The organism is Verrucomicrobiia bacterium, from assembly GCA_019634625.1.
GTDB lineage: Bacteria > Verrucomicrobiota > Verrucomicrobiia > Limisphaerales > CAIMTB01 > CAIMTB01.
In genome coordinates this window covers 54,143-80,945 of the sequence record JAHCBA010000014.1, presented here as the reverse complement: position 1 = coordinate 80,945, position 26,803 = coordinate 54,143, and the positions used below count along the sequence as shown (strand labels likewise).

Annotated in this window: 20 protein-coding genes and 1 tRNA gene; 12 read left to right on the top strand and 9 right to left on the bottom strand. The window is 68.8% G+C overall.

The features are described 5' to 3' along the window. Positions 1-82: 82 nt before the first annotated feature. The gene (locus KF833_10570; protein MBX3745740.1) at positions 83-1,087 is read right to left on the bottom strand and encodes a class I SAM-dependent methyltransferase; all 1,005 of its coding nucleotides are present in this window, start codon (positions 1,085-1,087) and stop codon (positions 83-85) included. A gap of 30 nt (positions 1,088-1,117) precedes the next feature. Here KF833_10570 and KF833_10565 point away from each other — a divergent pair, with 30 nt between their 5' ends. From KF833_10565 to KF833_10555, 3 genes are read left to right on the top strand one after another with little or no spacing between them, the layout of a single operon-like run. Continuing rightward, positions 1,118-2,269 carry a glycosyltransferase gene (locus tag KF833_10565; protein MBX3745739.1) on the top strand — a complete coding sequence of 384 codons (1,152 nt, stop codon included), beginning with the start codon at positions 1,118-1,120 and terminating at the stop codon, positions 2,267-2,269. Next, positions 2,266-3,390 (top strand): glycosyltransferase family 4 protein, encoded by a 1,125-nt coding sequence (locus tag KF833_10560; protein MBX3745738.1) that lies wholly within the window; start codon positions 2,266-2,268, stop codon positions 3,388-3,390. The genes KF833_10565 and KF833_10560 overlap by 4 nt, the downstream gene beginning before the upstream one ends. Further along, positions 3,387-4,151, top strand: coding sequence for a class I SAM-dependent methyltransferase (locus KF833_10555; GenBank protein MBX3745737.1), 765 nt, complete (start codon positions 3,387-3,389; stop codon positions 4,149-4,151). The genes KF833_10560 and KF833_10555 overlap by 4 nt, the downstream gene beginning before the upstream one ends. 30 nt (positions 4,152-4,181) lie before the next feature. Here KF833_10555 and KF833_10550 read toward each other — a convergent pair whose 3' ends face one another. Genes KF833_10550 through KF833_10530 form a run of 5 tightly spaced genes read right to left on the bottom strand, consistent with a single transcriptional unit; the run spans position 4,182 to position 9,602 of the window. Then, positions 4,182-5,234, bottom strand: coding sequence for a hypothetical protein (locus KF833_10550; protein ID MBX3745736.1), 1,053 nt, complete (start codon positions 5,232-5,234; stop codon positions 4,182-4,184). Between the two features lie 19 nt (positions 5,235-5,253). Further along, a complete protein-coding gene (locus tag KF833_10545) occupies positions 5,254-6,570 on the bottom strand; it encodes a hypothetical protein (protein ID MBX3745735.1) in 1,317 nt (438 codons plus the stop codon). A gap of 10 nt (positions 6,571-6,580) precedes the next feature. Continuing rightward, the gene (locus KF833_10540; protein ID MBX3745734.1) at positions 6,581-7,576 is read right to left on the bottom strand and encodes an ankyrin repeat domain-containing protein; all 996 of its coding nucleotides are present in this window, start codon (positions 7,574-7,576) and stop codon (positions 6,581-6,583) included. 28 nt (positions 7,577-7,604) lie between these two features. After that, positions 7,605-9,011: a hypothetical protein gene (locus KF833_10535; protein MBX3745733.1), complete on the bottom strand. Its 1,407-nt coding sequence runs from the start codon at positions 9,009-9,011 to the stop codon at positions 7,605-7,607. A gap of 48 nt (positions 9,012-9,059) precedes the next feature. Then, positions 9,060-9,602: a hypothetical protein gene (locus KF833_10530; protein ID MBX3745732.1), complete on the bottom strand. Its 543-nt coding sequence runs from the start codon at positions 9,600-9,602 to the stop codon at positions 9,060-9,062. Positions 9,603-9,728: 126 nt separating this feature from the next. On the opposite strand from KF833_10530, the gene panB reads away from it, so the two are divergent. From panB to KF833_10515, 3 genes are all read left to right on the top strand, one after another. Next, complete coding sequence (gene panB, locus KF833_10525; GenBank protein ID MBX3745731.1) at positions 9,729-10,490, top strand: 3-methyl-2-oxobutanoate hydroxymethyltransferase; 762 nt, start codon at positions 9,729-9,731, stop codon at positions 10,488-10,490. A gap of 198 nt (positions 10,491-10,688) precedes the next feature. Next, the gene (locus KF833_10520) at positions 10,689-10,892 is read left to right on the top strand and encodes a hypothetical protein (GenBank protein ID MBX3745730.1); all 204 of its coding nucleotides are present in this window, start codon (positions 10,689-10,691) and stop codon (positions 10,890-10,892) included. 589 nt (positions 10,893-11,481) lie between these two features. Then, the gene (locus KF833_10515; protein MBX3745729.1) at positions 11,482-13,767 is read left to right on the top strand and encodes a hypothetical protein; all 2,286 of its coding nucleotides are present in this window, start codon (positions 11,482-11,484) and stop codon (positions 13,765-13,767) included. A 62-nt stretch (positions 13,768-13,829) separates the two neighbouring features. Here KF833_10515 and KF833_10510 read toward each other — a convergent pair whose 3' ends face one another. Next, on the bottom strand, positions 13,830-15,221 hold the full coding sequence (locus tag KF833_10510; protein ID MBX3745728.1) for a hypothetical protein: 1,392 nt from the start codon (positions 15,219-15,221) through the stop codon (positions 13,830-13,832). A 244-nt stretch (positions 15,222-15,465) separates the two neighbouring features. On the opposite strand from KF833_10510, the gene KF833_10505 reads away from it, so the two are divergent. Genes KF833_10505 through KF833_10495 form a run of 3 tightly spaced genes read left to right on the top strand, consistent with a single transcriptional unit; the run spans position 15,466 to position 20,499 of the window. Then, positions 15,466-18,633: a PSD1 domain-containing protein gene (locus KF833_10505; GenBank protein MBX3745727.1), complete on the top strand. Its 3,168-nt coding sequence runs from the start codon at positions 15,466-15,468 to the stop codon at positions 18,631-18,633. Between the two features lie 49 nt (positions 18,634-18,682). Beyond that, entirely contained in the window at positions 18,683-19,798 is a 1,116-nt protein-coding gene (gene ribD, locus KF833_10500) for a bifunctional diaminohydroxyphosphoribosylaminopyrimidine deaminase/5-amino-6-(5-phosphoribosylamino)uracil reductase RibD (GenBank protein ID MBX3745726.1), read from the top strand. A 32-nt stretch (positions 19,799-19,830) separates the two neighbouring features. Further along, positions 19,831-20,499, top strand: a complete 669-nt coding sequence (locus KF833_10495; GenBank protein MBX3745725.1) for a riboflavin synthase — start codon at positions 19,831-19,833, stop codon at positions 20,497-20,499. 217 nt (positions 20,500-20,716) lie between these two features. Here KF833_10495 and KF833_10490 read toward each other — a convergent pair. Continuing rightward, positions 20,717-20,801: transfer RNA gene (locus KF833_10490), tRNA-Leu, on the bottom strand. Positions 20,802-21,347: 546 nt separating this feature from the next. On the opposite strand from KF833_10490, the gene KF833_10485 reads away from it, so the two are divergent. The 3 genes from KF833_10485 to KF833_10475 are packed head-to-tail and all read left to right on the top strand — an operon-like array spanning position 21,348 to position 23,847. Next, positions 21,348-22,001, top strand: a complete 654-nt coding sequence (locus KF833_10485; GenBank protein ID MBX3745724.1) for an RNA polymerase sigma factor — start codon at positions 21,348-21,350, stop codon at positions 21,999-22,001. Further along, positions 21,998-23,143, top strand: a complete 1,146-nt coding sequence (locus KF833_10480) for a hypothetical protein (protein ID MBX3745723.1) — start codon at positions 21,998-22,000, stop codon at positions 23,141-23,143. The genes KF833_10485 and KF833_10480 overlap by 4 nt, the downstream gene beginning before the upstream one ends. Then, the gene (locus KF833_10475) at positions 23,140-23,847 is read left to right on the top strand and encodes a hypothetical protein (GenBank protein ID MBX3745722.1); all 708 of its coding nucleotides are present in this window, start codon (positions 23,140-23,142) and stop codon (positions 23,845-23,847) included. Before KF833_10480 ends, KF833_10475 begins: the two co-directional genes overlap by 4 nt. A 154-nt stretch (positions 23,848-24,001) precedes the next feature. Here the strand turns inward: KF833_10475 and aceE are convergent, their stop codons facing one another. Next, on the bottom strand, positions 24,002-26,740 hold the full coding sequence (gene aceE, locus KF833_10470; GenBank protein MBX3745721.1) for a pyruvate dehydrogenase (acetyl-transferring), homodimeric type: 2,739 nt from the start codon (positions 26,738-26,740) through the stop codon (positions 24,002-24,004). Positions 26,741-26,803: the final 63 nt, after the last annotated feature.

The window sequence follows — 26,803 nt, the reverse complement described above, 5'->3', positions numbered from 1 at the left end:
TGCGAGGGTGTCCGCGGTTGGCCGTTGAGGGGGTAAAGGTTGGGGGGTGGGTTCGGTGGGTTCGCGAGGCGGGGTTGATGGGTCAGGCGGGCGTATCGGGAACGGGTGGAGGGGCGGGGTCCGGCGTTGGGGACTTGGCGGCGATGAGGCGGAGGACGTCGCCGCCGTCGGGGGTGCGGAGGGAGGCGCTGAGGAAACGGAGGAGTTGGCGGGTGGCGGCAAGCGGTTGGCCGTGGAGGAATTCACGGCACCCGTGCTGGAACGGGTGATGCCGGCTGGTGGTCACGGGGGGGCGGATGGGAACGAGGCGGTGTCGGGCGAGGAGCCGGGTGAGGGAGCGGGCATCAAAGTACCAGAGGTGAAGGGGATGGGAGAGGTGGGCCCAGTGGAGGCCGTCGAGGGTGAGGCGCACGGCGTGGCCGTTGGGCACGGCGAGGTGGAGCTGGCCTTCGGGCCGGAGGAGGCGGGCGGCTTCGCCGAGTTCGCGGTTGGGGTCGGGCACGTGTTCGAGGCTGTGACAGAGGATGACGGCGTCGAAGGAGGCGTCGGGGAGTTGGAGATCGGCGACGCACCCAACCCGAATGTCAATGCCGTGGCGCCGTCCGGCCTCCGCGGCCTGGGGACTGGGATCGACTCCGAGCACGTCGCAGCCGCGCTGTTGGAGGTAGATGAGGATGTCGCCGTAACCTGAGCCGATCTCGAGGACGCGGGGAGGGCGGGGGCCGTCGAGGCGAAGATTGATGTCGAAGGCCCACCGGGCGATGGGGGCGGCCAGCGGGGCGACGATCCGGCGCCAGCCGCGAAGGGATGGGGGCCGGCTGTGGGCGTCGCGAAGGAAATCCCAGACCCGCTGCACATGGGGGGAGCGGGTGCGTCCCAGGAAGGCGTTGTAGCCCTGGGCGAGTGCGTAGTAGTGGCCGAGGGCGCCCGGGGAGGGGCGTGGGTTCAGGCGACGGAGTCCGCAGGAGCGACACTGCCAGAGATGGGCGACGCCGGCTGGGGCGTCGGGTTGGGGAATGGCGAGGACGGATGTGCCGTCGAGTTCGCCGCAGAGGGCGCAGGCGCTCTCTTCCCAGTCCACGCTCACCCCGCTACGGTGGCGGGGCCTGCGGGCGCGATGAAGTCGAATCGACCGACCATGGGCGGGGTGACGATGCTGGTGCACGGGGGTGCGGGCAGTGTGGAGGCGCAGCGGGCGCGGGAGCTGGCCCGGGGACTGGGACCACCGGACGGGGGGGTGACGATCCTGCTGCGGGAAGGGGGCCGGTGGGCGACGGCGATCCGGTGGTGGCGGGCGTTGCGCGAAGGGCGACCGGGGTTGGTGTACGTGATCAACACGGCGATGCCCGGGGGCTGGCTGGTTCCGTGGTGGGCGAGGCGGACGGGAGGGCGGTACGTGCTGGACACGGGGGATGCGGTGTACGAGATGGCGCGGGCTTCGGGGATTGGGGCGGGCTGGCGCCTGCCGTTGCTTCGGTGGATTGAAGGACGGGTCCAGGGGGGGGCGACGGCGATTGTGGTGCGGGGAACCCGGCACCGGGAATGGCTGCTGGTGCAGGGTTACCGGCGGGTGGAACTGATCCGGGACGGGTACGTTGATCCGGGCCCGATCGGAAGCGACGTGCTGGAGCGGGTGCGACGTCGGCTGGGGTTGCCGGACGGGTTGGTGGTGGGCGTGCTGGGGTCCACGGTGTACAGCCCGCGGCTGGGGATCTGTTACGGCTGGGACCTGATCGGGGCCCTGGCGCGGTTGGGGGATGAGGCTGGGGTGAGCGGGTTGATCGTGGGCGATGGCGACGGGTTGCCGTGGTTGCGCGGGGAGGCGCGGCGGCTCGGCGTGGAGGATCGGGTGCGGTTTGCGGGGAGGATACCGTACGAGGAGGTCCAGCCCACGGTGCGGTTGTTCGATATCGCGGTGTCCACGCAGACCAACAACCTGGCGGGGCAGGTGCGGACGACGGGCAAGCTGCCGGAGTACATGGCGGCGGGGCGGTTCATTGTGGCGAGCCGGGTGGGGGAGGCGCCGCTGCTTCTGCCCGAGCCGATGCTGCTGAATTTCGAGGGGGCGGTGGACCGGGGGTATCCGGAGCGGCTGGCGGCGAGGATCCGCGAGGTGCGGGAACGGCAGGACTGGCGGGAGCTGGCCCGGAGGTTGCCGGAACGGGCGCGTGCGGAATGCGGGTACGAGGTGTTGCGGGGGCGGTTTGCGGCGTTGGTGAGGTCGCTGACGGGAGGGGATGGCGGGACGGGGAAGGGGGAGGCGGCATGAGGCTGGCGCTGGTGGTGCATGACTTCGATCCCGGGTTGGGACAGGGACGGTATGGGATCGAACTGGCGCGCCGGCTGGCGGTCCGGCACCGGGTCGAGATCGTGTCCAGCCGGTTTGCGGTGGAGCGGGAACCGGGATGGGAGTACCGGCCGGTTCGGGCGTGGCGGAGGACGTCGCTGCTGACGGTGTTCAGTTTTCTGGCGGGGGCGACCTGGGCGATGCGGGGACGGGCCTATGACGTGATTCATGCGCAGGGATTGACCTGTTGGAATGCTGATGTGATTACGGCGCACGTGTGCAATGCGGCGCGACGTCTGGCGCAGCGGCCGGCGACGGTGCGTGAGCGGGTGTTTGCGGGGCTGGTGCATCCGGTCGAGGCGGCGTTTTACCGGCAGCGTCGGGCGACGCATGCGATCGCGGTTTCGGCGCGGGTGGCTGAGGAACTGGCGCGCCATTACGGGTGGCGCCGTCCGATGAGCGTCATCCACCACGGCATTGACACGGCGATGTTTCGTCCGCCGGTGGACGATGGGGAACGGGGGCGGTGCCGGGCGCGATACGGGGTGGGGGCGGGGGAGCGGATGTGGTTGTTCGTGGGCGAGGCGACCAAGGGACTGGCAACGGCGATCGAGGTGTTGCGGGACTTCCCCGGGGTTCGGCTGGTGGCGGTGACGCGGTCGGCGGCGGGCTGGTACGCGGCGCGGGCGGAGGAGCTTGGGGTGGCCGGGCGGTTGGCGTTGCGGGGGCCGGAGGTGGAGGTGGCCCGGGCATATCGGGCGGCGGATGTCTTTGTGTATCCATCGCGGTACGACGCCTTCGGGATGGTGGTGGCGGAGGCGATGGCGTCGGGGCTGCCGGTGGTGGTGGGGCGTGACATTGGGGCGGCGGAATGGGTGGAGGACGGGGTGAACGGATTGAAGGTCGATGCCGGCGATGGGGTGGCATGGCGGGAGGCGCTGAAGCGGCTGGAGTCGGACGCCGGGTTCGGGCGGCGTCTGGGGGAGGCGGCCCGACGGACGGCGATGAGTTACTCGTGGGACAGCCGGGCGGCGGCGACCGAGGCGGTGTATGAGGCGGTGGCAAGACTTCGGGTGGGAGACGCTGGGGGGAGGGGGCCATGAACGAAGCGATCGGGGAGGGCGCATTTGCCCGGAAGCAGATGGGCTCGCGGAGCCGGTTGATTGCGTGGAGTCATGCGGCGCGGTTTCGCACGGCGCTGGAACTGAGCCGGGAGTTTGCGGGGAAGCGGGTGCTCGACTACGGCTGCGGGGACGGGACGTACCTGGCGTTGCTGATGGAATCCGGGCAGGCACCGCGGGAGGCGGTGGGTGCGGAGGTGGCGGGCGACCTGATCGAGAGCAACCGGCGGCGGTTCGGGGGGCGGGAGGGGCTGTCGTTCGTGAGGGTGGACGAACTGGATTCCGGAGCGTGGGAGGGGGCCTTCGATGCGGTGGTGTGCATGGAAGTGCTGGAACATCTGCCCGACTTCGAGGTGTGCCTGGCGTCGTTTGAACGGTGGCTGGCGTCCGGGGGAACGTTGCTGGTGTCGGTGCCCGTGGAGATCGGGGCATCGGCGGTGATCAAGCAGGCGGTGCGGACGCTGAACGGGTGGCGGGGGGTGGGGGATTATCCGGGGACGACGCCGCACACGGCGGGGGAGTTGTGGCGGGCGGTGTGGGCGGGCGAGGCGCAGCATGTGGAACGTCCGCTGCACCGGAGCGCATTGGGGCCCCTGCTGCACGACCACAAGGGGTTCAACTGGAAGCGGCTTCGGGCGGCGATGCGCCGGAGGTTCCGGGTGGGGCCCGTCCGGACGTCGCCGGTGCGGTGGTTGCCGGCGTTCGTGGCGAGCCAGGTGTGGTTGACCGGGACCCGGGGATGAGGGTGGAGGGTGGAGAGGGGAGGGGGAGGTTCAGGTCTCGTGGGGGCGGACGGGGAACGGTGCGAGACGGTCGCGCAATTCGCGGATCTTCGGCAGGCGATCTTCCGGGCGGTCGGTATGGAAGCTGAGGAAGTAGGGGCGCTGGCTCATGTCGAAGGGGGAAGAGGCCTGGCCGTGCAGGTAGCAGAGCAGGGCGGCGAAGTGGACTGCGATGCCGGGGGCGCGGGTTTCCAGGCCGCGCCAGAGGGCCTCGATCACCGGCGGGGGGTGGAAGGTGCGGACCTCCATGAGCGCCTGAGTGAGGCCGGCGTAGAAGTCGGCGTGCTCCAACGCGGCGACCAGGGAGGCGATGCGGCGTTGCTCGGTGAGGAGTCCGGGGGCGTGCCGATGGACGGCGAGGCGGACTTCGGCATCCCGGTCGGCGAAGGCGTCCAGCAGGGCGGCGCGGACCCGGGGACGATCGTGGCCGAGGGCGGAGAGGGCCTCGACGTCGCGCCAGTTGCGGGGCGAGCGGTGGACCAGAAGTTCCTCGATGAGGGCGCGTTCGGCGTCGGTGGCCTGACGAATCAGGGCGAGGTCATAGCCGGTGCCGTCGTGCCATTTCTCATAGTCCATGACCATGCTGGCCTTGAAGCGGTCCACGAGACTGGCGGGGGGGCGGGGAGGGACCGGGTGGGCGCGACTGGATCGGGGCGGGGGTGGCGTGGGGGGTGCGGTGGGGGTGAGGGCGCGGGCGTTGGCGGCGGCGTAGGAGGCCTCGCGGGCGGCCCTGAGGGCGTCCATGTCCACCTCCGGTTCGGGCGGACGAGGGGGTTCGAGGACGAAATGGAACCGCCTGGCGTCGGTGAATTCGCCGGCGTAGCAGGAGGAATTGTGGTCGTGGAAGCGGAGGGATTCGTCCGAGGCACGGGGCCGGGTGGTGACGGGGGCGGCGAGTTTGGCGTAGGCGCCGGCGGGCGGGGCGGGGAAGCAACTGGCGACCTCGATGATCCGGTTGCCGGCGGCCAGTTCGGCATCGAGCAGGGCTCGAAGCGCGGGTGGGAAGGCGGCGAGGCGCGGGTCGTCGGCGGGGGACGCGGACATGGGCGGGCGGGGCGGTGGTTCAGCGGGGTTTGGGATCGGTGGGGAGGGGTGCGACGCCGGCCCATTCGTGGAGGTAATGACTTGCGACGCGCACGACATCGGCGCGGAGGGCCTGGCTGTCGGGCCGCTGGCGGGCCAGGGTGAGGATCGTGGCGAGTTCGGAGGTGAAATCGGTGCCGAGGCGTTCGCGCAGATGGGAGACGGCCGGGAACCAGGCACTGAAGAGGCGGGAGATGTCCGCGGCCTTCTCGTAGGAGGGATCGACCTCGACCGGGGTCACGTTGAATTCGCGGAGACGTTCCCCGAGGGTCCGGGCGACAGCGCGGAGAGGATCCACCAGATCCGGCGAGGGATGGGGGATGCGGCGGACGAAGCGAAGGGCGTCGGTGGCGGGTTCGATGTCGCTGAGCTGCATGCGCCGGGCGAGTTCAGAGGCGAGATCGGGCCGGGCGAGGAGGCGTTCGGTGGCGATGGTGGCGCGGAGGTCGGTGGCGTTGTGGCGGGAATAGGCGAGCCAGACATCGAAGGGGGCGTCGGCGGGAATGGCATCGAAGCGGGCCTGGGCTTCGGCCTCTTCACGGGCTCGAGACTCCTCCGCGGACGGAGGGGGAGGCGGCGGTTCGATCGTCCGCAGTCGGAAGCGGTAGGAGAGTCGCGAGTCCGGCCAGGGAGGATTGGGGGCGGGTGGGCGCGGGTACCAGTCGCTCCAGGCGAGGAAGTCGGGTCCGGGCCGGGCTGGGATGGGCGCGAGGAATCCGGTGATTTCCCCGCCATCGAGGCGGAAGGACAGGGAACGGTGTCCGCGCATGGTGAAGAGGAAGACGTCTCCGGGGACGATCCAACGTCCGTTTTCGAGGCGGGCCTCGTTGGGGCGGAGGGTTCCCCTCTGCGAGGCGCGTGAGGTGCGGCCGGCCACGGAGTGGAGTTCGATGCGGGATTCGCCCTGGGCGTCGCGGGGCGAAGGGGCATCGGCCGGGAGGCGGACTTCGACCTCGATCGTCAGTTCACGGCCGTGGAGGCGCGGGGGGATGTCGGCGAGCAGCCAGCAGGACAGGAGGGCGAGACAGGCCATGGCGAGGACGATGCCGGTGGAGGTGCCGAAGGCCTTGAGGTAGCCGGGACCCTGTTGCGGGGCCAGGGCGCCGGCGGTCACCAGGGCGGTGACGAGACCGACGACGCCGCCGAGAAGGGCGAGGCCGACCACGAAGTACCCGGAGCCTCCCTCGAAGCTGGAGATGCGGTACCAGCGGACGCAATGGTCTCCGATGTAACCGCCGCAGAGGAGTCCGAGGGCGGCGACGGGGAGGGCGAGGAGGATGTAGAGGAACCAGTGCATGGGATGGGAATCAGGGTGAGGGTGGCACGGGCTGGCGGCGTCGGTCGATGGCGGCCCGGACGCGGTCCCATTCGGGAGAGGGTTCGCCATGGACGCCGTTGCGCCATTCACGGAGGTAGTAGTCCACGGACGTGCCCGCCGAGGAAACGTGGTCGAGGGCGGCGCCCCGTTCGATCAGGAGCAGGGCGGCGTCCCAGGCCTGGGTTCCGATGAAGCGAACCACCAGGCTGTCCCCGTTGCCATCGAGGCGGTCCGGGTCCGCGCCGTGGTCGAGGAGGATGCGGACCAGATCCAGGTGCCTTGCGGCGAGGGCGAGGGGGAGATCGCCGGAACGCGGCAGCGGGGTATTGGGGTCGAGACCGTGCGCGAGCAGGAGGGTCAGGCCATCGGCGGCGTGGGGCGCGCGGTCGGCGTTGAGGACAAGGAAGCCGACCAGGGGAAGGTCCTCGGGCAGGCGGGAGGCGGCGGGGTCGGCCCCGGCATCGAGGAGGATGCGCAGGGGTTCGGCGCTGGCCTTCGACTGGACCATGGCGACACAGGCCAGGGCGACGAGGTCGAGCCCGGCCCGGTCGCGGACGGCGGGGGGCGGGGAATGGGATCGAAGCAGGAGCGCCAGGGCAGGGGCGTCATCGGCAAGGATGGCACGGGCCATCGGGGCGGCCACCGGGTCGGAATGGGCGCCGATGCGGGCGAATTCGCGTCGGGCGAGCCAGGTGACGAGGCTGAACTTTGCCTGGCGCGCGAGGATGAGGACGAGGGGTGACGCGAAGAAGAGGGAGACGATGACCAGCCCGGCGAAGGACTGTTTGCGGGCGAGGAGGTGGAGGATGAGCCCGGCCGCAGCGAGGAGGGCGACGAGGATGACGACGAGGCCGACGGAGGCTTCGCGGCCGAGTTCGGGGCTGTGGCGGCGTTCGGTCAGGAGCATCGCCGACACGACGGCCACGCCGAGGGCGAGAACGCCCCAGAGGGACCAACTGAGGACCGTGAGCGCCTTGAGCGACATGGAGGTGGATTCCGGGAATGGGAGGGGGTCATTCGGTCAGCCAGCGGAAGCCGGCGGGGGCGTTCCACAGGACCGGCTGCCAGGTCCAGCCGGCTGCGGTGACGACGTCGGCGACGGGACCCTTGAGTTCCTGGAGGTTGAAGGTGTAGGCGGCGCTGAGTTCGCCGGTGGGCCTTCCGTCGGCATCGAGTTGCGCGCCGAAGACACGGCGGTGTTCGAACTGAAAGAACTGCATGCCGGTTGCGGCCTCCCAGTGGAGGCGGAGTCCGTCGAGACCGGCCGAGGCGTCGAAGGCACTCCAGAATTCGCGAACGCGGACCGTGCGGGACGATTCGTCGGGGAGGAGGACAAGCTTGTGGGTGCGGCGGACCCGGTGGACGCGCATGAGGTCGAGCCAGCGGGCGTCGGCGTAGCGCCAGGTGATTTCGATGGCCCGTCCGTCGTCGGCGGTTCGGACGGTGACGGGAGTCTCTCCGTGGTTGATGGCGAGGAGGCGTTCGCGAAGGGATTGGGCATCGAGGGCCGGGGTGTTGGAGGGCGGGGACTGACGTGTGGCCCAGGCGGAGCCCTTGAAGAACCAGCCCACGGCGAAGACGAGATTGATGCCGACGAAACAGGCCATGACGGGGGTGTTGGCGACGAGGCGATGGGAGACGGATTGACGCCCGGGGCTGGTGCCGGCGGGGGAGGCGCCGGAGGCGGCGGTGGCGGCGGTGGCGGCGGTGGCGGTGGCGCCGGAGGCGGCGGTGGCGGCGGGGATGGGGCCGAGCGCCTGAATGCGGCGCGCCTCGACGCCTTCGCGGGTGGCGCCGCTCCAGGCATAGAGTTCGTTGCCGGCGGCGACCAGGTGGTTCCATTCGCCCTGGCCGCCGTGGCGACGGGCGGTCCAGCCCCAGTCGTCGCTGCCGGACGCCTGGGCGAACTGGAAGAAGGTTCCGTAGCGGTCGAGAGCCTGCAGGGCTTCGAGCGGCGTGTTGAAGCGGGCGGCGAGGGCGGATTCCCCGGAGCGATTGAAGGAGAGTTTTGCTTCGGTAGCGGCACCCACGATGGCGTCGAGGCCCCGCTTGGCGTCGGTGATCAGGGAAGGATCCGCGCCGGGGCCGAAGATGAGGTCCCAGGAGACCGGCTTCAGGCCGGGGGCAGGTTGGGCAGGCGATGCCGGCTGTGACGGCGATCCGGTGTCCGATGGAGGGGGCTGTTCGGCGTGCAGGCGAACCGCGCGGCGATGGGCGAGGACATCGAGGAGATGCACCGTGCCTTGGGGAACGGCCACGATGGCAAGGAATCCGAAGAAGAAGACCAGGGGTTTCAGGGAAGCCCCGGATCGGTGCATGAGTGTCCCCAGCAACACGGCGAGGGTCACGGAGATCAGGACGAAGGTGGTGATGCCGGCGAGAGCCGGGTAGGCACGAAGGGAGTGCAGGAAACGTTCCATGGGAATCAGGCTGGGTGGGTTGGAGAGGGATGGGAGGGAGCGACCGGGTCATCGGCGGAATGCGGACCAGGCGCCGAGGAGGACGCCGCCGACGACGCAGAGGACGAAGAGCAGGGCGATGCCGATCGGGACGGAGGCCGCGAGCGTTATCAGCGAGGCCAGGACAGGACGGGCTTTGAACCAGGCGGCAAAGGCGGCGTCCCGTTGTGACAGGACCATGGCCCCGGCGATGGCCGAGCCCGCCCCGGCGACCATGCTGGTAAGACATAGGGAGACGATCATGGCGGCGTCCTGACCTTTGGCGCCCGAGCCAAAACCCTCGACGACGCGCAGGGTGAGGAAGCCCGCCACGACGAACGACACCACCAGGGCCCGGGTGAGCCAGGTCCAGGTGGCCGTCGCCCCGGGTGCGAGGATGGTCAGGAAGACCGGCACCACGACCAGGAGGGGAAGCAGGACGACGAGACGCTCCATCAGTTCCACATCCCGTCCGGTTCCCGAGGCGTGACGGGCACAGTACCAGAGGACCGCGGCGCCAACGGCGGCGGCGACCGATTCGGGTCCGAGCAGCCAGGTCATTGTGCGGGTCATGAGGAAGGCAGTGTGGGTGAGCGGCCGGGAACGGCGCCATCCGACGAAGGTCGGTATTATGCTTGTTCCGGTCTCGCAGGGGGCGGCAGCGTTGCGGGGGTGGAGGCGACCAAGATCGTTCCGGGGATGCTGCCGCGGTGGAAGGCCGAGGGACGGCGGATTGCGGCGTTGACGGCCTATGACTATCCGATGACCCGGATGCTGGATGAGGCGGGGGTGCCGGTGCTGCTGGTGGGGGATTCGTTGGGGATGGTGGTGCTGGGGTATCCGGACACGACCCACGTGACGCTGGACGAGATGGAGCATCACGTGCGGGCGGCGGCGCGGGCGCGACCGAGGGCACTGCTGGTTGGGGATCTGCCATACGGCAGTTACGACGAGCCGGACCGGGCGGTGGTGAGCGCGCGACGATTAATGGCTGCCGGCGCGGAGGCGGTGAAGGCGGAGGGTGGGTGCATGATTCTGCCGTCGGTGCGGGCGATCGTGGAGGACGGCATTCCGTTCATGGGGCATCTGGGGATGCTTCCGCAGCATGTGCTGGAAGAGGGCGGGTACCGGATCAAGGGGCGGGACGAGGTCCAGCGCCGGGCGTTGATGGAGGACGCCCGGGCCCTGGAGGAAACCGGGGCGTTCGCCGTGGTTCTCGAGTTGGTGGTGCCTGCGGTGGCCGGAGAACTCACGGGGGGGTTGAAGATCCCGACGATCGGGATCGGTTCGGGCCCGGATTGCGACGGGCAGATCCTGGTGACCCACGACCTGGTGGGGACCTTCCCGTGGTTCACTCCCAGGTTTGTGCGGCGACGGTTGGAGGCGGCGGCGCTGATGCGGGACGCCGTGCGGGAATGGCGGGCCGGGGTGGAATCCGGGCAGGCACCGGAAGTCGTGTGAGGGTGGATCGCTTGACAGGGGGACCCCGGCCAATGGCGTCGGCGCGCATTCGAGACACGGGGTCCATCCTTTCCGGCCGGGGGCGGGATCGTGCGGCGCCGGTCCGCGGCGGGGCCGAGGCTGGGGTTGGGCTCGGGTGGCGTGTGCAGGAAGGAGGGGGCTGGGAACCGGTCGGATCAAGGGTTCGCGCGGATCGACATGATGGCGCCGGTCGTCGGGTTGATCGTGCTCGGCATTGTCACGTTACCGGCGCTGGCGAACGCCCGGGCGAAGTCGATCCGGGTGCGATGCCAGGACGGGTTGGGGCGGGTGGGTGTGGCAATTCGGGTTCATGCGGATGGGCACGGCGACCGTTACCCGAACTGGGTGGTTGTGGTGCGGGCGGACGGGTTGTCGGCATGATGCTGGCGGAGCAACTGCGCGACGCCCTGCTGAACTCGGCGGAACCCCGCAACAACGACATCCAACCCGGAATGAGCGCTTCGCAGCAGGGTAGGGGTTAGGGGGGTGAAGTGAGGCGTGGCGGGCGGGTTGCGACCGCCGGGAAGGGATTCGGCGTCCGTGTTCGCATTCTGGGGGAAGACCAGGTGGGCGACGCGTTCCGGGAGTGGGCCCATCCAGACGATCGACGGTTCCGCCTACAGGGCGGGCAAGGTTGGCGGCGTACGGGCGGGTTAGGAGCGGCGAGGCGATATCATCGAGAGGAGAGGGGGAATCGATCCGAGATTGGTCCGGTAGGGCGCCAGGTCGCTCGGTCAACAATCCAAATATAAAGCCGGGCACAATACCTTTGATCTTGGTCTAAAATAACAAGACAGGCCATGTACTGTTGACTTCGAACGACGAAGTCATCCTCAGCTACCTGATAGGGTTTGTGGGTGGGGGAGGCGTGTTCGGGCGCGGTGCGGAGCAAAAGAGGCCTGACCTATTATTCGATATCCTGAGGGACAGTGGGTTGGCCATTCTGCCCTGGCTGGGCATGATCCGGGCGATGAGACCATGGTGTGTGAGGGGATTCCTCGTGGTGTTGGCGTTGGGCGGCTGGAGTGGAATGGCGTGGGGCGAGGAGTCTGCGGAGAGGGTCCCGGACCGGATGCGGGGAGAGGCGGACATGGAGCGGTGGTATGCGTTCACGCCTGAGGCTGACGGGGAGGGGGCGTGCGAGTTGGATATGGGCGACTGGCTGGAGGCGCCGGCGGGGCGGCATGGGCGGATCGAGGCGCGCGGTGGGGACCTGTATTACGACGGTCAACCGATCCGGCTCTGGGGATTGAACCTCTGCTACCGGTCAGGAGCTGCGCCGTCCCGGGAGGTGGCCGACCGGCGCGCGGCGTTGTATCGGCGGTTCGGGATCAATTCGGTGCGGCTGCACAAGTGGGCCGACGGGCCGGGTTGGGCAGGGATCCAGGTGGAAGACAGCGCCGTGGGGTTCGATCCCGAAGCGCTCGATCGGTTCGACTATCAGAACGCACAGTTCCGGAAGGCGGGCATCTACCTGAAGCTGTCGCAGGCCTTCGGGACGATCCGGGTGGGTCGGGGCGATCTGGCGCGGGTGCCGTACGCGGAGGAGTTCGGGGCGCTGGAGGGGCCGGACGCGCGGGTGGGGGGCGGGAACAGCACGCTGTACTACTCTCGGGAACTTCAGGAGGCGACCATCGAGCAACTGCGGGCCATCCTCCGCCATCGGAACCCGTACTCGGGACTGACCTACGCCGAGGACCCGGCGGTGGCGTTTGTGGAGATCGTGAACGAGGCGAGCATTCTGTTTTACACGTCGATGGAACCGCTGCGCCGGAGTGCGACGTTGCGGCGGAGGGTGGCCGGGCAGTTCAGCGACTGGTTGCGCGGAAGGTACGGGGGGCAGGACGGGTTGGTGGAGGCCTGGGGGCGCCGGGCGCTGGGCAGTTTCTCGAATGAGGTGGCTCCCCCGGATGGGGAGGCGGAACACCTTGACCGACGCAATGTCCTGCCGCTGGGCAATCCGTGGTTCTGGGATCCGCAGCAGTTGTCCGGTTCCCAGCAGTTCCGGCGGCAGCGGCTGCTGGATACCCTGGAGTTTCTCCACACGCTCCAGGGGGAGGCCTACGAGCGGATCGTGGCGGGCATTCGGGGGACGGGCTACGCGGGCGAGATCATTGCCTCCAACTGGCACGCCGGGCGGATGTTCAGCCATTACGCCAATCTGCACACCGACCAGGTCGTGGGCCCCGTGGACCGCCATAACTATTTCGGGGGTGGCGAACCGCCCCGAATCGACAACGCCTCGATGGTCCGCGTTCCCGGCTCGGGCGTGCTCAGCACCGGCATGGAACAGGTGGCGGGCCGGCCGTTCATGTTGTCGGAGTGGATCCACGTGTTTCCCAACGAATGGGGCGTGGAGGGGCCGGCCATTGTGGGCGCCTACGGCATGGGACTTCAGGGCTGGGACGTGAGCTACCTGTTCCAGAACCAGGACGACGGGAGGTTCAGCGGGCGGATCGGCCGGGACCGGTGGGACGCCACGGCTCCGCAGGTGCTGGGAATCTTTCCGGCAGTGGCCCGACAGGTGCTGCGCGGGGACGTCGCGCGGTCGCAGGTCCGGGCCGTCCGACACGTGCACCTCCCCGGCCTGCTGGCCGGGCGGCTCGGGTTCGAGGACACGGTGGGGAGTCCGGACTATGACGTGCGCACGTTCGACAGCGACCGGGTTCCCTCGCGGGCGCTTGCCGTGGCCCGGTGCGAGGTGGAGTTCGTCGAGACCCAACGTGACACGCCGACGTTCGATCTCGGTCCGTACCTGGAAGGCGACGTGCATGTTGCGTCCACGGGCCAACTACGCTGGAGGGAGGGGGCCACGCGGCACGACGGGCACTTCACGATCGACACGTCCGCCACCCAGGCGGTGGTTGGGTTTGCGATGGATCGTCCCGCGCCACTTGGGGAGGTGGCGATCATCCTTCGGAGCCGGTTCGGAGCGGTGTATGTCACGGCGCGGGACCGGGATGCGGATCTGGCTTCGGGACGGCACTGGCTGCTGGTGGCGATGGCCAGGGCACGCAACACCGGGATGCGGGTGGACGACGATTCGGTCCTCGTGGAGCGCGGTGGCCCGCCGGTGATGCTGGAAGCCGTGGTGGCCGACCTGCAAGTGCGGCGGCCGGGCGTGTTCGTGGTCGAGTTGCTGGACCACGGAGGTCGGAGGACGGGCAGGACGCTGCCGGTGACCGACGGCGCGTTCCGGATCGACGGATCGCGTGATCGGACGCCGTACTACCTGATCCGGCGGGAAGGGGATTGAGGATGCGAAGGAGGCGTTCCTGGGATCGGGGGGGGCGATCAGGCGTCGGGTGAGCGAAGGGGTTACGGCACCGTCACCTTGAGGTGGAAGTAGAGGGCGCCCGTTTCCGACAGGGGCCGGCTGGCGCGCAAGGTCACCTGATCCAACCCGTGATCGAGTGCCACCACCTCCTCGACGGTCCCGACCGGAGCGTCCAGCGGGATTGAGGTGGAGGCGGTGACCACCACGTTGACCCCCAGCGCGGCGCGGAGGCGGGTGAATTGCAGGGCCGGGTAGTGCTGACCGTCGATCATGGGCAGGAGGGGAACGGGGCGATCCGTTGTGAGTGCCAGGGCGGGGTTGCCACCCAGAGCATATTCGACGCGGTTCGGAAGGCCGTCGCCGTCCGGGTCGTGGTCGGGACCCCGCTGGCCGGCGGGAATGGGGAAGGAGGCGATCCAGGTGGCGAATCCGGGTTGCGGGTCGGCGTCGGGATCGGCGTTTTCGTAGGAGAGTTCGGCATGGACGATGCCGTAGGCGCCCACGGCCACGATCGCCTGACCGCCGGCCACGATGCTGCCGAGGTCCAGGGCTGGGAAGGGCAGGGCGGCAATGTCGGGGTGGAGGAGTTCCCGTTCCCAGGTCAGGCCGTCGGCGGAGGAGAATAGGTTGTGATGGGTGAAGTTGTCCGAGCCGCCCACGGCAAAGAACCGTCCGGCGGCCTCGATGACGGAGGAGAGGTAGCCGGTGGTGCCGGCCATGACGATGAAGGGATCGGCGTAGGTGGCGGGATCGTCCACCAAGGGGAAGGCGACGGGAATGCGGGGACTGTCCAGCGGGCGTTGGATGCCCACCACCAGGTAGCGTCCAGCCGAAGTGCGGACCAGGGCATCGGCTTCGAAGGGACGTTCCGCCAGAAGGGTGAAATGGCGGCCGTTGCCGGAGCGGAGCACCGTGCTGGAACCTTCGCCGCGCTGGATCGAGTAGTAGTGGGTTCCGTCATGGGCGATGGTCCTGCCGGCTGCTCCACGAACCACGGTCAGGGTGCCGTCCTGAGCCACCGAAATCTTGGTGGCCGCCCCGGAGGCGCCGGCGAAGTAGGCGGCGGATTCTTCGGTCCAGGTCTGACCGCGGTCGAGGGAACGATAGACGAAGTAGTTGTTGAACCCGGACCGCATGGTGGCGAGGAAGCCCATCTGCCCGCCGCCGGTGTCGCCGTATTGAATGTCGGTGACATCGCGTCCCTGGACAAACAACCGGGAGGCGAAGTTGGCCCCGCCGTTGGTGGAGGTCACAATGTCCCCGAACCCGTTCCCGGCGGCGAACACGCCATCCCCGTAGGCGACCACGTTGAACGAGCGTCGGGGCACATCCATGGTGCTGGCGTTCCAGAGTCGGTCCGCCGGGGCCTTCGCGGGAATCAGCAAGGCTGAGAGGATCGGCACGAGGGACAGGGTCAGGTGGGGTCGAGGCATGAGGAATGGGGGGAGTGGAAGACGGTCCCCGGGGGTTCCCGGCGGGGACCTCTGGGTTGGGGTTGGGATCGCGCTCCGACGATTCTTGAATGGAGGGACTATCGGCCCTTGTCGGTTCAGGCTTGAGGACTTACGCCGGCAAGGGGGTGGAGCGATGGGATGAGGACTCGCGGAGATCGTCCCTCCGTGGGAAGGCTGGGCAGGAGCGTGGACAGGGAAGGGGGAAACGTGTTCAGAATGGGGCATGATGCGAAGGTCCATGAAGCCGCGGTGGGTGCCGGGGGCCCTGGCGCTGGCGTTCCTGGTGGCGGGGGGATGGGCGGAGGGCGCGGAGCCGCTGCGCTACAACCGAGACATCCGCCCGATTCTGTCGGATCACTGCTTCCAGTGTCATGGGCCGGATGCGGCCCAGCGGAAGGCGCGGTTGCGTGTGGACGAGCGGGAGGCGGCGGTGTCGAGCGGGGTGCTGGTGCCGGGCGATCCGGACGGGAGCGAGATGGTGCGGCGTCTGACCGCGGAGGATCCGGAGGAATTGATGCCGCCGGCGTCGGTGCACAAGCCGCTGACGGCGGAGCAGATCGGGTTGTTGCGGCGTTGGGTGGCGGAGGGCGGGGAGTATGAGCCGCACTGGTCGTTCATGACGGTGGAACGGCCGCCGGTTCCGGACGCGCTTCCGGCGGGGTGGGCGACGGGGCACCCGGTGGATGCGTTGGTGCGGGAGCGTCTGGTGCAGGAGGGGTTGGAGCCGGCCCGGGAGGCGGACCGGCGGACGCTGCTGAGGCGGTTGAGTCTGGACCTGGTGGGGCTGCCCCCGACGCCGGAGGAGGCGGCGGCGTTCGAGCGGGACACGGACCCGCACGCCTACGAGCGGCAGGTGGAGCGGTTGCTGGCCTCGCCGCATTACGGGGAGCGGCAGGCGATTCCGTGGCTGGATGCGGTACGGTTTGCGGACACGGTCGGGTACCATGGGGACCAGAACCAGCGGATCTTTCCCTACCGGGACTGGGTGATTGAGGCGTTCAATAGGAATCTGCCGTTCGACCAGTTCACGAGGGACCAGTTGGCGGGGGATCTCCTGCCCGAGCCGACGGTGGCGCAGCAGGTGGCCACGGGGTTCAACCGGCTCAACATGATGACGCGCGAGGGGGGGGCGCAGCCGAAGGAGTACCTGGCGAAGTACCAGGCGGACCGGGTGCGCACGGTCTCGACGGCCTGGCTGGGGGCGACGCTGGCCTGCGCGGAATGCCACGATCACAAGTACGATCCGTTCACGCTGCGGGACTTCTATGCCTTCTCGGCCTTCTTCGCGGACGTCCAGCAGTGGGGGGTGTACCAGGACTACGTGTACACGCCGAACCCGGATCTGGGCGGGTGGAGCAACGACCACCCGTTCCCGCCGGAGATCGAGGTGGAAAGTCCGGCCTTGTTGCGGCGGATCGACCGGTTGCAGGCGCGGGCGTCGGACCTGGAGCGTGCCGCGGGAGAACGGGCGATGGGGTCGGAGGAAACACGGACGCTTCTTCGGGAGTGGCGCATGGGGGTGCGCGATTTCCTGTCGGTGCATCCGGATGGGTGGCGGGTGCTGGGGCCGCGGGAGGTGACGTCGATGGCGGGCACCAACCGGGTGGCCGCGGAGGAGTTGGAATGGCGGGACGACGGGTCGGTGTCCTTTCGCGGATCGCGGGTCACGCAGGACCGGTTCGAGTTCGAATTGCCGGCGGGGTGGGTGGCGGCATTGCGGTTGGAGTTGCTGCCGCAGGTGGAGGGCGAGGGATTGCTGCGGGGGGGACGGCGCACGGCGACGGTGCAATGGGCGGCACGCTGGCGGCGGGCGGGGGAGGCGACGGAGGAGGCGTTGCGGTTTGTGTTTGCGGATGCGGTGGAGAAAGAGCCGCGATACGCCAACGGGCATGACATTCTGGGGGTGCACCGGGGCTGGCGGTTGCCGGCGGGCGCGGTGGCGGAGGGGCGCGGCGTGTCGGCGATCGCGCTGGTGGAACGTCCGTGGCGCGCAGCCCGGGGGGATGTGTTGTCGGTGACGATTCCGGGGAACGTGGCGCGCCGGGTGCGGATCTCGGTGTCGCCGCTGGCGCTGGAACCGGGGCATTGGGTGAGCCGGGTGGAGGACGTTGCGGCCCCGTTCTTTGGAGAAGGAGCCGACCGTGGCGTGCCGGCTGCCTTTCATCGGAGCACGGCATGGGACGGGGAGGTGCTGGCCGGACTGCGCGGGCTGGACATGGAGATCCGCGAGTGCCGGGAGGGCAGGGCCTGGACACAGGTCACGGTGTCCACGAACGCCCTGGTGACGCGGGAGTTGCCCCGGGGGAACTGGATGGACGAAAGCGGGGAGGTGGTGGGTCCGGCGCCGCCAAAGGTGTTGGCGCCGGGGATGGGGGGAACGGGGAACGGGGAGGAGCCGGCGGGCCGGTTGAGCCGGCTGGATCTGGCGTCGTGGCTGACCTCGCGGGAGAACCCGCTTACGGCGCGGAACTTCGTGAACCGGCTTTGGGCGCAGTTCTTTGGGGCGGGGATTTCGGCGCGGATCGAAGACCTGGGATTGCAGGGGGAATGGCCGAGTCATCCGGAACTGCTGGACTGGCTGGCGGCGGAGTTCATGGAACCGACCATGGTGGCCAGTCCGGTGGCGGAAGGACCGGCTCCGGCGGCGTGGGACATGCGGCACATGGTGCGGCTGCTGGTGACCTCGGCGACGTACCGCCAGGCCTCCGAGCCGTCCGAGGCTGCACGGGAACGGGACCCGGACAACCGGTGGTTGTCGCACCAGTCGCCACGGAGGCTGGAGGCGGAGCTGGTGCGGGACAACGCGCTGGCCATTGCCGGGCTGTTGGAGCGGGAGGTGGGGGGGCCAAGTGTGTTTCCGTACCAGCCCCCCGCGTATTACGTGAACCTTCAGTTTCCCGATCGCGATTACCGGGCGGACCTCGACGAGCGGCAGTACCGGCGTGGCTTGTACATGCACTGGCAGCGGACGTTCCTGCATCCGATGCTGGCCAACTTCGATGCGCAGTCGCGGGAGGAATGTGTGGCCTCGCGGCTGCCCTCGAACACGCCGCAGCAGGCGCTGACGCTGTTGAACGATCCGACCTTTGTGGAGGCGGGCCGGGTGCTGGCGGAGGGGTTGATGCGGGATGCCCGCGGGGATGGGGCGCGGGTGGAGAGGTTGTTCCGGCTGGCGCTGTTGCGTGACCCGAGGCCGGCGGAGCGGGAGTCGCTGCTGCGGTTCGTGGAACGGCAGCGGGTGCTGTATCAGGACCGGCCGGACCAGGCGGCGGCGTTGATCCGGGTGGGGAACGCCCCGGTGGCCTACGACCTCCCGGCGGTGGAACTGGCGGTGTGGTCGAACGCGGCGCGCGTCGTCCTGAACCTGCACGAGGTCATCACGCGGTATTGAACCGGGGGGCGAAGTGCCGGAGGGAGAGGCGAGGGAGGACAGGCGGTGGATGCGCCGGGCGCTGGCGCTGGCCCGGAAGGGACTCGGCTGGACATCGCCCAACCCGATGGTCGGGGCTGTGCTGGTGCGGGACGGGCAATGCCTGGGGGAGGGCTGGCATCGGCACGTGGGCGGACCGCACGCCGAGGTGGAGGCGTTGTCCGACGCGCGGCGGCGCGGTCAGGATCCCGCGGGGGCGACGCTGTACGTGACATTGGAACCCTGCTCGACCCAGGGCCGGACGCCGCCCTGCACGGAGGCTGTGAAGGCGGCGGGCATCCGGCGGGTGGTGGTGGGGGCGACCGATCCCAATCCGCGACACGGGGGACGGGGCCTGGCGATTCTCGAGGCGGCCGGCGTGGAGGTTGCCGCCGGGGTGCTGGCCGAGGCGTCGGAGCGTTGGAATGAGGGGTTCCATCATTGGATTGTGCGGGGGACGCCGTTCGTGACGGTGAAGGCGGCGATGACGCTCGACGGCAGGATTGCGACGGCGTCGGGCGAATCGAAGTGGATCACGGGTCCGGCGGCGCGGGCGATGGCGATGGAATTGCGGCGACGGGCCGACGGCATCGTGGTCGGGGTGCGGACCGTGCTGGCGGACGATCCGAGCCTGACGGTGCGGCTGGGGAGGGGCACCGGGGACCAGGCGCAGGGCGGGCCTCCGATGCCGCGACGATGGATTCTGGATTCGCGGGCGCGAACGCCGCTGGGGGCGGCCTTGGTGAGTGACGAGTGGGCGGACAGGACCACCGTGGTCGTGACCGATGCCGCTCCGGAACGGCGGGTGCGGGAGCTGACGCGAAGGGTGCGGGTATGGGTGGGGCCGACCGGGCCCAAGGGCGGTGTGGATCTGCCGTGGTTGCTGCGGACGATGGGGAATACGGACGACTGCACCAGCCTGCTGGTCGAAGGGGGCGGCGAAGTCAATGCGTCGTTCCTGGGAGCGGGCCTGGTGCAACGGGTGGCGTTCTTCTATGCGCCGATGGTCCTGGGCGGAAGGGATGCATTGCCCGGTGTGGGCGGGCAAGGGGCGGGTTCGCTGGCGGAGGCGTTGCGGTTGGGCCGGGTGGAATGGCGACGCTTTGGGCCGGACTTGTTCCTGACGGCGCGCATCGACGGGAATTGATTTCCGGGCTGGGTGGGCTGGAAGCTTTCCGGATGTTCAGCGGCATTGTGGAGGAGGCGGGCCGGGTGGTGGCGGTGCGCCGGACGGAAGGCGGAATCCGGCTGGTGGTGGAGGCGCGGACGGCGGGGCGCGGGGTGCGTATCGGGGAAAGCGTCGCGGTGAACGGCTGCTGTCTGACCGTGGTGGGTGTGGGACGCGTGAAGGGCGGGGTGCGGTTGCAGTTTGATCTTCTGGAGGAGACCTGGCGGGTGACGAGTTTCCACCAGGCGACCGAGGGGAGCCGGGTGAATCTCGAGCGGTCCATGAGGATGAACGACCGGCTGGGGGGGCATTTCGTGACCGGTCACGTGGATGGCACGGGGGAGATCGTGCGGTGGGAAGCGTCCGGGGCCGACTGGGTGCTGGAGGTTCGCCCGCCGGCGGAGCTGATGCGGTACTTTCTTTACAAGGGTTCGGTGGCCGTGGACGGGATCAGCCTGACGGTGGCCGAGGTGCGTGGGGACGTGATCCGGATGTGGATCATTCCGCACACGCGGGAGGTGACCCAGTTGGCGGAGCGGCGGGTGGGCGACCGGGTGAACCTGGAGGCGGATCTACTGGGGAAGTATGTGGAGCGGCTTATCGAAGCTCGGGCACCAGCAACTGAGAGCCGGCGGCCGCGCGCGAGTAAGGCTCGATCTGGCGGACGCGCATCGTGCTGATTTCGACGGGCTGCCGGTTGGCGTCTTTGTACACGTACATGCTGCCCACCAATCGGGGTTTACTGGCGGTGACCAGCTTGGCGCCGTGGGTGGTGGTGATGACGTAGCGATTGGCGCAACCGCCGACGAGGAGGGTGCCCAAGAGGAGGGCGCCAAGAGTTGAAAAGCGTCGCCGCATGGCCAATGGAACCGCCTGCCGGCCCGGGTTGTCGATCAATGGTGCGCACGGCAGGACTTGAACCTGCACGGATTACTCCACTACCACCTCAAAGTAGCGCGTCTGCCAATTCCGCCACGTGCGCAACGGCGACGGCTTTTATGGGGCGGCAGGGCGGGAGCATGCAAGCGGGTTTTCGCCCGGATTTTTCCGGCGATCGCCGCGTCGCCAATATGGGGGGCCGCTTCCACGCATACCTGGGAATGGGGACCGCCCGTCTGGCAATCCCCTTGGGCGCTGGGCCGAGAGAGATGACGAGGGCAGCTCCGGCAGCGAGCGGGGGATTGGGGACGTGGGCCACTCGAACCGGTACCGCTTCATCCCTGCAGGGCGACGATGCAGGCCCCTCCGCCGTCCAGGGTGATCGTGGAATCGACGAGCCCGTATCGGAAGAAGTTGCTGATCAAGGCATAGAACTCGCCGCCCGCCATTACTTGGGGGCGCCAACATCGAATTCACGTCAACAACAATACGCCTGACTTATTATCATCACCGCGCGTCAACAATACTATGCCTGACCTACTATATGTTTGTTGTCTTTTGATCCCCTGGCGTCGGCGTCGGTCGGGGTGCGGTCATCGATTTCATTGTCCACCGGGCCCGGGATTTCCGACCAAGTGCTGGAGATGCGATGAAGGAACCGGCGATGTCATGGGTGAGGGCGGCCCGGGACGGCGATGAAGACGCCGCGACGCATTTGGTCCGGACCTTCACGGCCCGGATCTATGCCTTTCTGAGGCGGTTGGGCGGATCGGAGTCGGATGCGGTGGAATTGACGCAGCAGACCTTTTGCCGGGCCTGGACGTCGTTGGGAGGATTCGAGGGGCGTTCCACGGTATCGTCGTGGCTGCATCGGATCGCCTACCGGACGTATGTGGACTGGTTGCGATCGGACCGTCGATTCGAGGCACGGGGGGACGCGTGGTGGCATGGGTTGAGCGATGGGGAGGCGGCACCGGACGACGCGGCGGTCCGAAACGACACGGCGGCGGCGGTGTATGCGGCGGTGGACCGGTTGGAACAGGGGCTGCGGGAGACGGTTCACCTGCATTACTATCAGGAGCTGACGCTGGAGGAGACGGCGGAGGCGATGGGGATCGCGGTAAGCACGGTGAAGTTCCGGGTGCGGGACGCGGTGGGGAAGGTGCGTCGGGCACTGGCCGTCGCGGAGGCCCGGGGTGGAGTGGGCGGCGTATCCGGGACCCCGGTCAACCTGGTGGGCACCGGGCAAACCGGTTCCGGCACAGCGGTTGATAAGAAATCGATCCGTACTTCGAAGCCATGAATGTATCCGACAAGGACGTGGAGAGACTGTTGCGTCAGGCCCCGGCGCCGCCGCCGCCGGTGGGCCTTACCGGCAAGCTGGAGGAGGTCGGTCGCAGGGCCGTGCGGGGAGCGGGCGGGGCCGACGAGGGGAAGGCCCGGGGATTGGACGGACCGAATGGTCGGCGGTGGGCCGGGTGGGGTCTGCTCGTTCCGGCCGTGGTGGCGGTGGGGTTGGCCGGGGGTGTGGTCATGCAGCAGGGCGAAATGAGGACGCTGCGCGGAGAACTGGCGACCCTGCGCGAAACCCTGGACGGCCTGGAAGCCATCGGGGTCGGGAGGTCCGCACCGCCGGTCCTGGGGCGTGTCTTCGTTCCGGATGAACGGGAGGAATTGCTGCGGCTGCGGGAACGGGTCGAGGCGCTGTCGGATGAAGTGGCGGCCCTCGACCGGCTGGAGGAGGAGAATGCCGCCCTGCGGGCCGAACTCGCGTCGCAACGGGAACGCCTGGCGCCGGAGGACATCGAGGCGATACAGCAGGAGGAGCGGGCGTGGGCGATCCGGTGTGTGAACAACCTGAAGAGGATCGGTCTGGCGGCGCGGGTGTATGCCACGGACAACGACGACCAGTTCCCTCCGAACTTTCAGTCCATCAGCCATGAGCTGGTCCAGACCACGGCGCTGATCTGTCCGGCTGACAAGGACCGGGTTCCGGCGCCGGACTGGGCGACGTTGGGACCGGCGAACATCTCCTACGAAATGCTGTCGCCGGGCCCCGGGCGGCATGAGGTCGAGCCGTCGCGGGTGTTCTCCCGCTGCCCGCTGCACGGGAACGTGGGTCTGTGCGACGGGTCGGTGCACATGGAGGTGGCCACCCGGAACCCGGGCGCGCTGCAGTGGCACAACGGTGTGCTGTACATGGTGGCCGACGGTTGGCCGTCGCCCCCGGGTTTCGGCGGCGCGGGGCAGCCCGGGGCGACGGGGAGTCCGGACCCGGCGGGACAGCCGGGGCGGCCGGGAGGGGCGGGGGGGCAGGCGCAGGGGGCGGCGGGGGCGGCGTTTCAGATGAGTCCTGAACTCATGCGTCGGTACGGTCTGGTGCCGGCGACCGGGACCGCGGAGCCGGAACCGGCTGCGGATGAGGCCAATCCACCCCAACCATGAATGCTCAGGCGTTGGTGCGATGGGGGGTGTGGGGACTGGCCGTGGGGGCGGCCGGCCTGTGGTTCGGGCAGCACCATCGGTTGGGGGCCTTGCAGGAGGAGGCCGTCCGGGTTCGGGCCGAGGTGGCGGCCCAGGTGCGGTCCTCTGAGGCGTCGAGGCCGACGGTCGGGGCGGCGCCAATGTCGGAGCTGTCCGCTTTGGATCCCGAGGAGAAGATCGAGCTGATGCGGCTTCGGGACCGGGTCTCGACGTTGCGTGAACGGCAGCGCGGGTCGGGGATCCTTTCCAACGAACATCACCGGCTGAAGGCGCAGTTGGCATCCCTGGGAGCCGGCGCGGCGAGGCCGATGCCGGAGGGATACGTCCGGCGCCGGGAAGCGCGGCAGGCGGGAATGGCGACTCCGGAGGCGGTCCTGGAATCCCTGTTGTGGGCGCTGGAACGAAGGGACTGGCAGGCGCTGATCCGGATGTCGGCGTCGCATGGCACGCCCGAGGGGCAGGCCGCAAGCCGCTGGTGGGGTTCCGAGGGGGGCCAGCGGGAACTGGAGTCGATGGCGGCGGGGATTCCGGGATTCCGGGTACTGGAACGTCGGGAATTGGGACCGGACCGGGTCGAACTCGAGGTGGGACTTGGCCCGACGGTGGGGGCGACGATGGACTGGCGGTTCCGGAGGGTGGACGGGGAATGGCGGTGGGATCGGTGAGGGGTGGGCCAGGGCTGGGCCAGGGATGCGTTCCGCGGGTTCAGATTGGGACGCACCACTCGCTTGTGGCCGCGTGGAACCCGGGCCTCGGAACGGACCGATGCGCCGTCTGGGCTTCGGGACGAGCGGCGAATCGGATTCCAGGTTGCCGCCATTACGAGGCGGTGGGCTGGGCGAGTTGGGGGAAGGGTTTTTCGGGATCGATGCCGAGGTCGATGATGGCCTGGGCGACGGTGGTGCGGGGAAGGGCGCCCTGGTCGGCAAGGGCGGCGAGGGTGGCGAGGGCGGTGGATTCGGCGTCGATCTCGAAGAAGCGCCGGAGGTTGTCGCGGGTTTCGCTGCGTCCGAAGCCGTCGGTGCCGAGGGAGGTGAGGCCGCCTGGGACCCAGGGGGCGATCTGGTCGGGGACGAGCTTCATGTGATCGGAGACGGCGACGAAGACGCCGGTTTCGGGGGAGAGGACGGTTTCGAGGTAGGAGCGGCGGGGCGGTTCGGAGGGGTGGAGGAGGTTCCAGCGGCGGCAGGCGAGGGCTTCGTTGCGGAGGAGTTTGTAGCTGGTGGCGCTCCAGACATCGGCCGAGACGTCGTAGCGGGCGAGGATTTCCTGGGCTTTGAGGGCGGAACGGATGATGGGGCCGCTGCCGAGGAGGTGGGCGCGGTGGGAGAGGCCGGCGGGACCGGGCTGGAATTTGTAGAGGCCCTTGAGGATGCCTTCGGGGGCATGGGCCGGCATGGGGGGCTGGGGATGGTTCTCGTTGTAGAGGGTGATGTAGTAGAGGACGTCCTCGCCCTGGCCGTACATGCGTTGGAGGCCGTCGGCGATAATGACGGCGAGTTCGTAGGCGAAGGCGGGGTCGTAGGCGAGGAGGTTGGGGACGGAGGCGGCGGCGAGATGGCTGTGGCCGTCCTGGTGCTGGAGTCCTTCGCCGTTGAGGGTGGTGCGTCCGGCGGTGGCCCCGAGGAGGAAGCCGCGGGCGCGGCTGTCGGCGGCGGCCCAGATGGAGTCACCGACCCTCTGGAAGCCGAACATCGAGTAGTAGATGTAGAAGGGGACGGTGGTGACGCCGAGGTTGGCGTGGGCGGTGCCGGCGGCGATGAAGGAGGCCATGGAACCGGCCTCGGTGATGCCTTCCTCGAGGATCTGTCCGTCGGTGGCCTCGTGGTAGTAGCTGAGGGATTTGCGATCGACGGGTTCGTAGAGCTGGCCTTTGGAGGAGTAGATGCCGAATTCGGGGAACATGGCCTCCATGCCGAAGGTGCGGGCCTCGTCGGGGATGATGGGAACGATGTGGCGTCCGAGCCCCTCGTCGCGGAGGAGGCGTTTGAGGAGATCGACGAAGGCCATGGTGGTGGAGGCCTCGCGATGTCCGGAGCCTTTGAGGGCCTCGGCCCCGAAGGTGTCGAGGGCGGGGATGGGGAGGGTCTGGGAGACGGGTGTGCGACGGGGGATTTCACCGCCGAGGGCCTTGCGGCGGGAGCGGACGTAGCGGACTTCGGGGCTGTCCTCGGGGGGGCGATAGAAGGGGAGTTCGGCGATGTCCTCGTCGGAGACGGGGATTTCGAAGCGGGCACGGAACTCGCGGAGTTCCTTTTCGTTCAGTTTTTTCTGCTGATGGGAGATGTTGCGGCCTTCGCCGGCTTCGCCGAGGCCGTAGCCCTTGACGGTTTTGGCGAGGATGACGGTGGGCTGGCCGGAGTGGGCGAGGGCGGCGGCATAGGCGGCATAGACTTTGCGGGAGTCGTGGCCGCCGCGGAGCATCTTGGTGAGCTGGGTGTCGGAGAGGTGATTGATGCGGGCCTTGAGGGCGGGGTATTTGCCGAAGAAGTGCTTCCGGATGTAGCTGCCGGACTCGACGGAGAACTTCTGGAAATCGCCATCGACGCATTCCTCCATGCGGCGCTGGAGGAGGCCGTCGTGATCGGCGGCGAAGAGGGGATCCCAGTCGCGGCCCCAGATGAGCTTGATGACATTCCAGCCGGCGCCGCGGAAGAGGCCTTCGAGTTCCTGGATGATCTTGCCATTGCCACGGACGGGGCCGTCGAGGCGCTGGAGATTGCAGTTAATGATCCAGGTGAGGTTGTCGAGGTGTTCACGGCCGGCCATGGCGATGGCGCCGAGGGATTCGGGTTCATCGCTTTCGCCGTCGCCGATGAAGGACCAGACGTGGGGTTCGCGGCCTTCGGGGAGGAGCTGGCGGGCCTTGAGGTAACGGATGTAGCGGGCCTGGTAGAGGGAATTGATGGGGCCGAGGCCCATGGAGACGGTGGGGAACTGCCAGAAGTCCGGCATCAGGTAGGGATGCGGATAGGAGGACAGGCCGCCGTCGGGGGCGAGTTCGCGGCGGAAGTTCTGGAGGTGCCGGGCGGAGAGGCGACCTTCGAGGAAGGCGCGGGCGTAGTTGCCCGGGGTGGTATGGCCCTGGAAGTAGATGAGGTCCCCGAGGGCCCCGACGTCGGCGCCGCGAAAGAAGTGGTTGTAGCCGACCTCGTAGAGGGTGGCGGAGGAGGCGTAGCTGGAGATGTGGCCTCCCAATCCGTCGGAGACCTTGTTACCATGGACCACCATGGCCATGGCGTTCCAGCGGCAGATGCTTTTGATGCGGCGTTCGATCTGGAGATCGCCGGGGTATTCGGGCTGCTGGTCGGCGGGGATGGTGTTGCGGTAGGGGGTATGGGTGAGGGAGGGGGCGTTGATGCCGGCGCGGCGGAGGTGATCGATGAGATTCTCGAGGAAGGTGGCGGATTGTTCGGGCCGTTGGCGGCGAAGTTCGCGGGCGAGGCCTTCCTCGAGGACGCGGATCCAGGCGGCGTTGTCTTCGTGCGGTTCGCCGGCGGGGTGGGAAGAGGCGGCGTGGCTGGAGGCGCGATGGGAGCGGGCGGTGGTGGTATTCACGAGAGAAACGGGGCCGCCGGCGGGCGGCCGAAAGGCGGGTAACGCTACGGAAAAGCGTGGGTT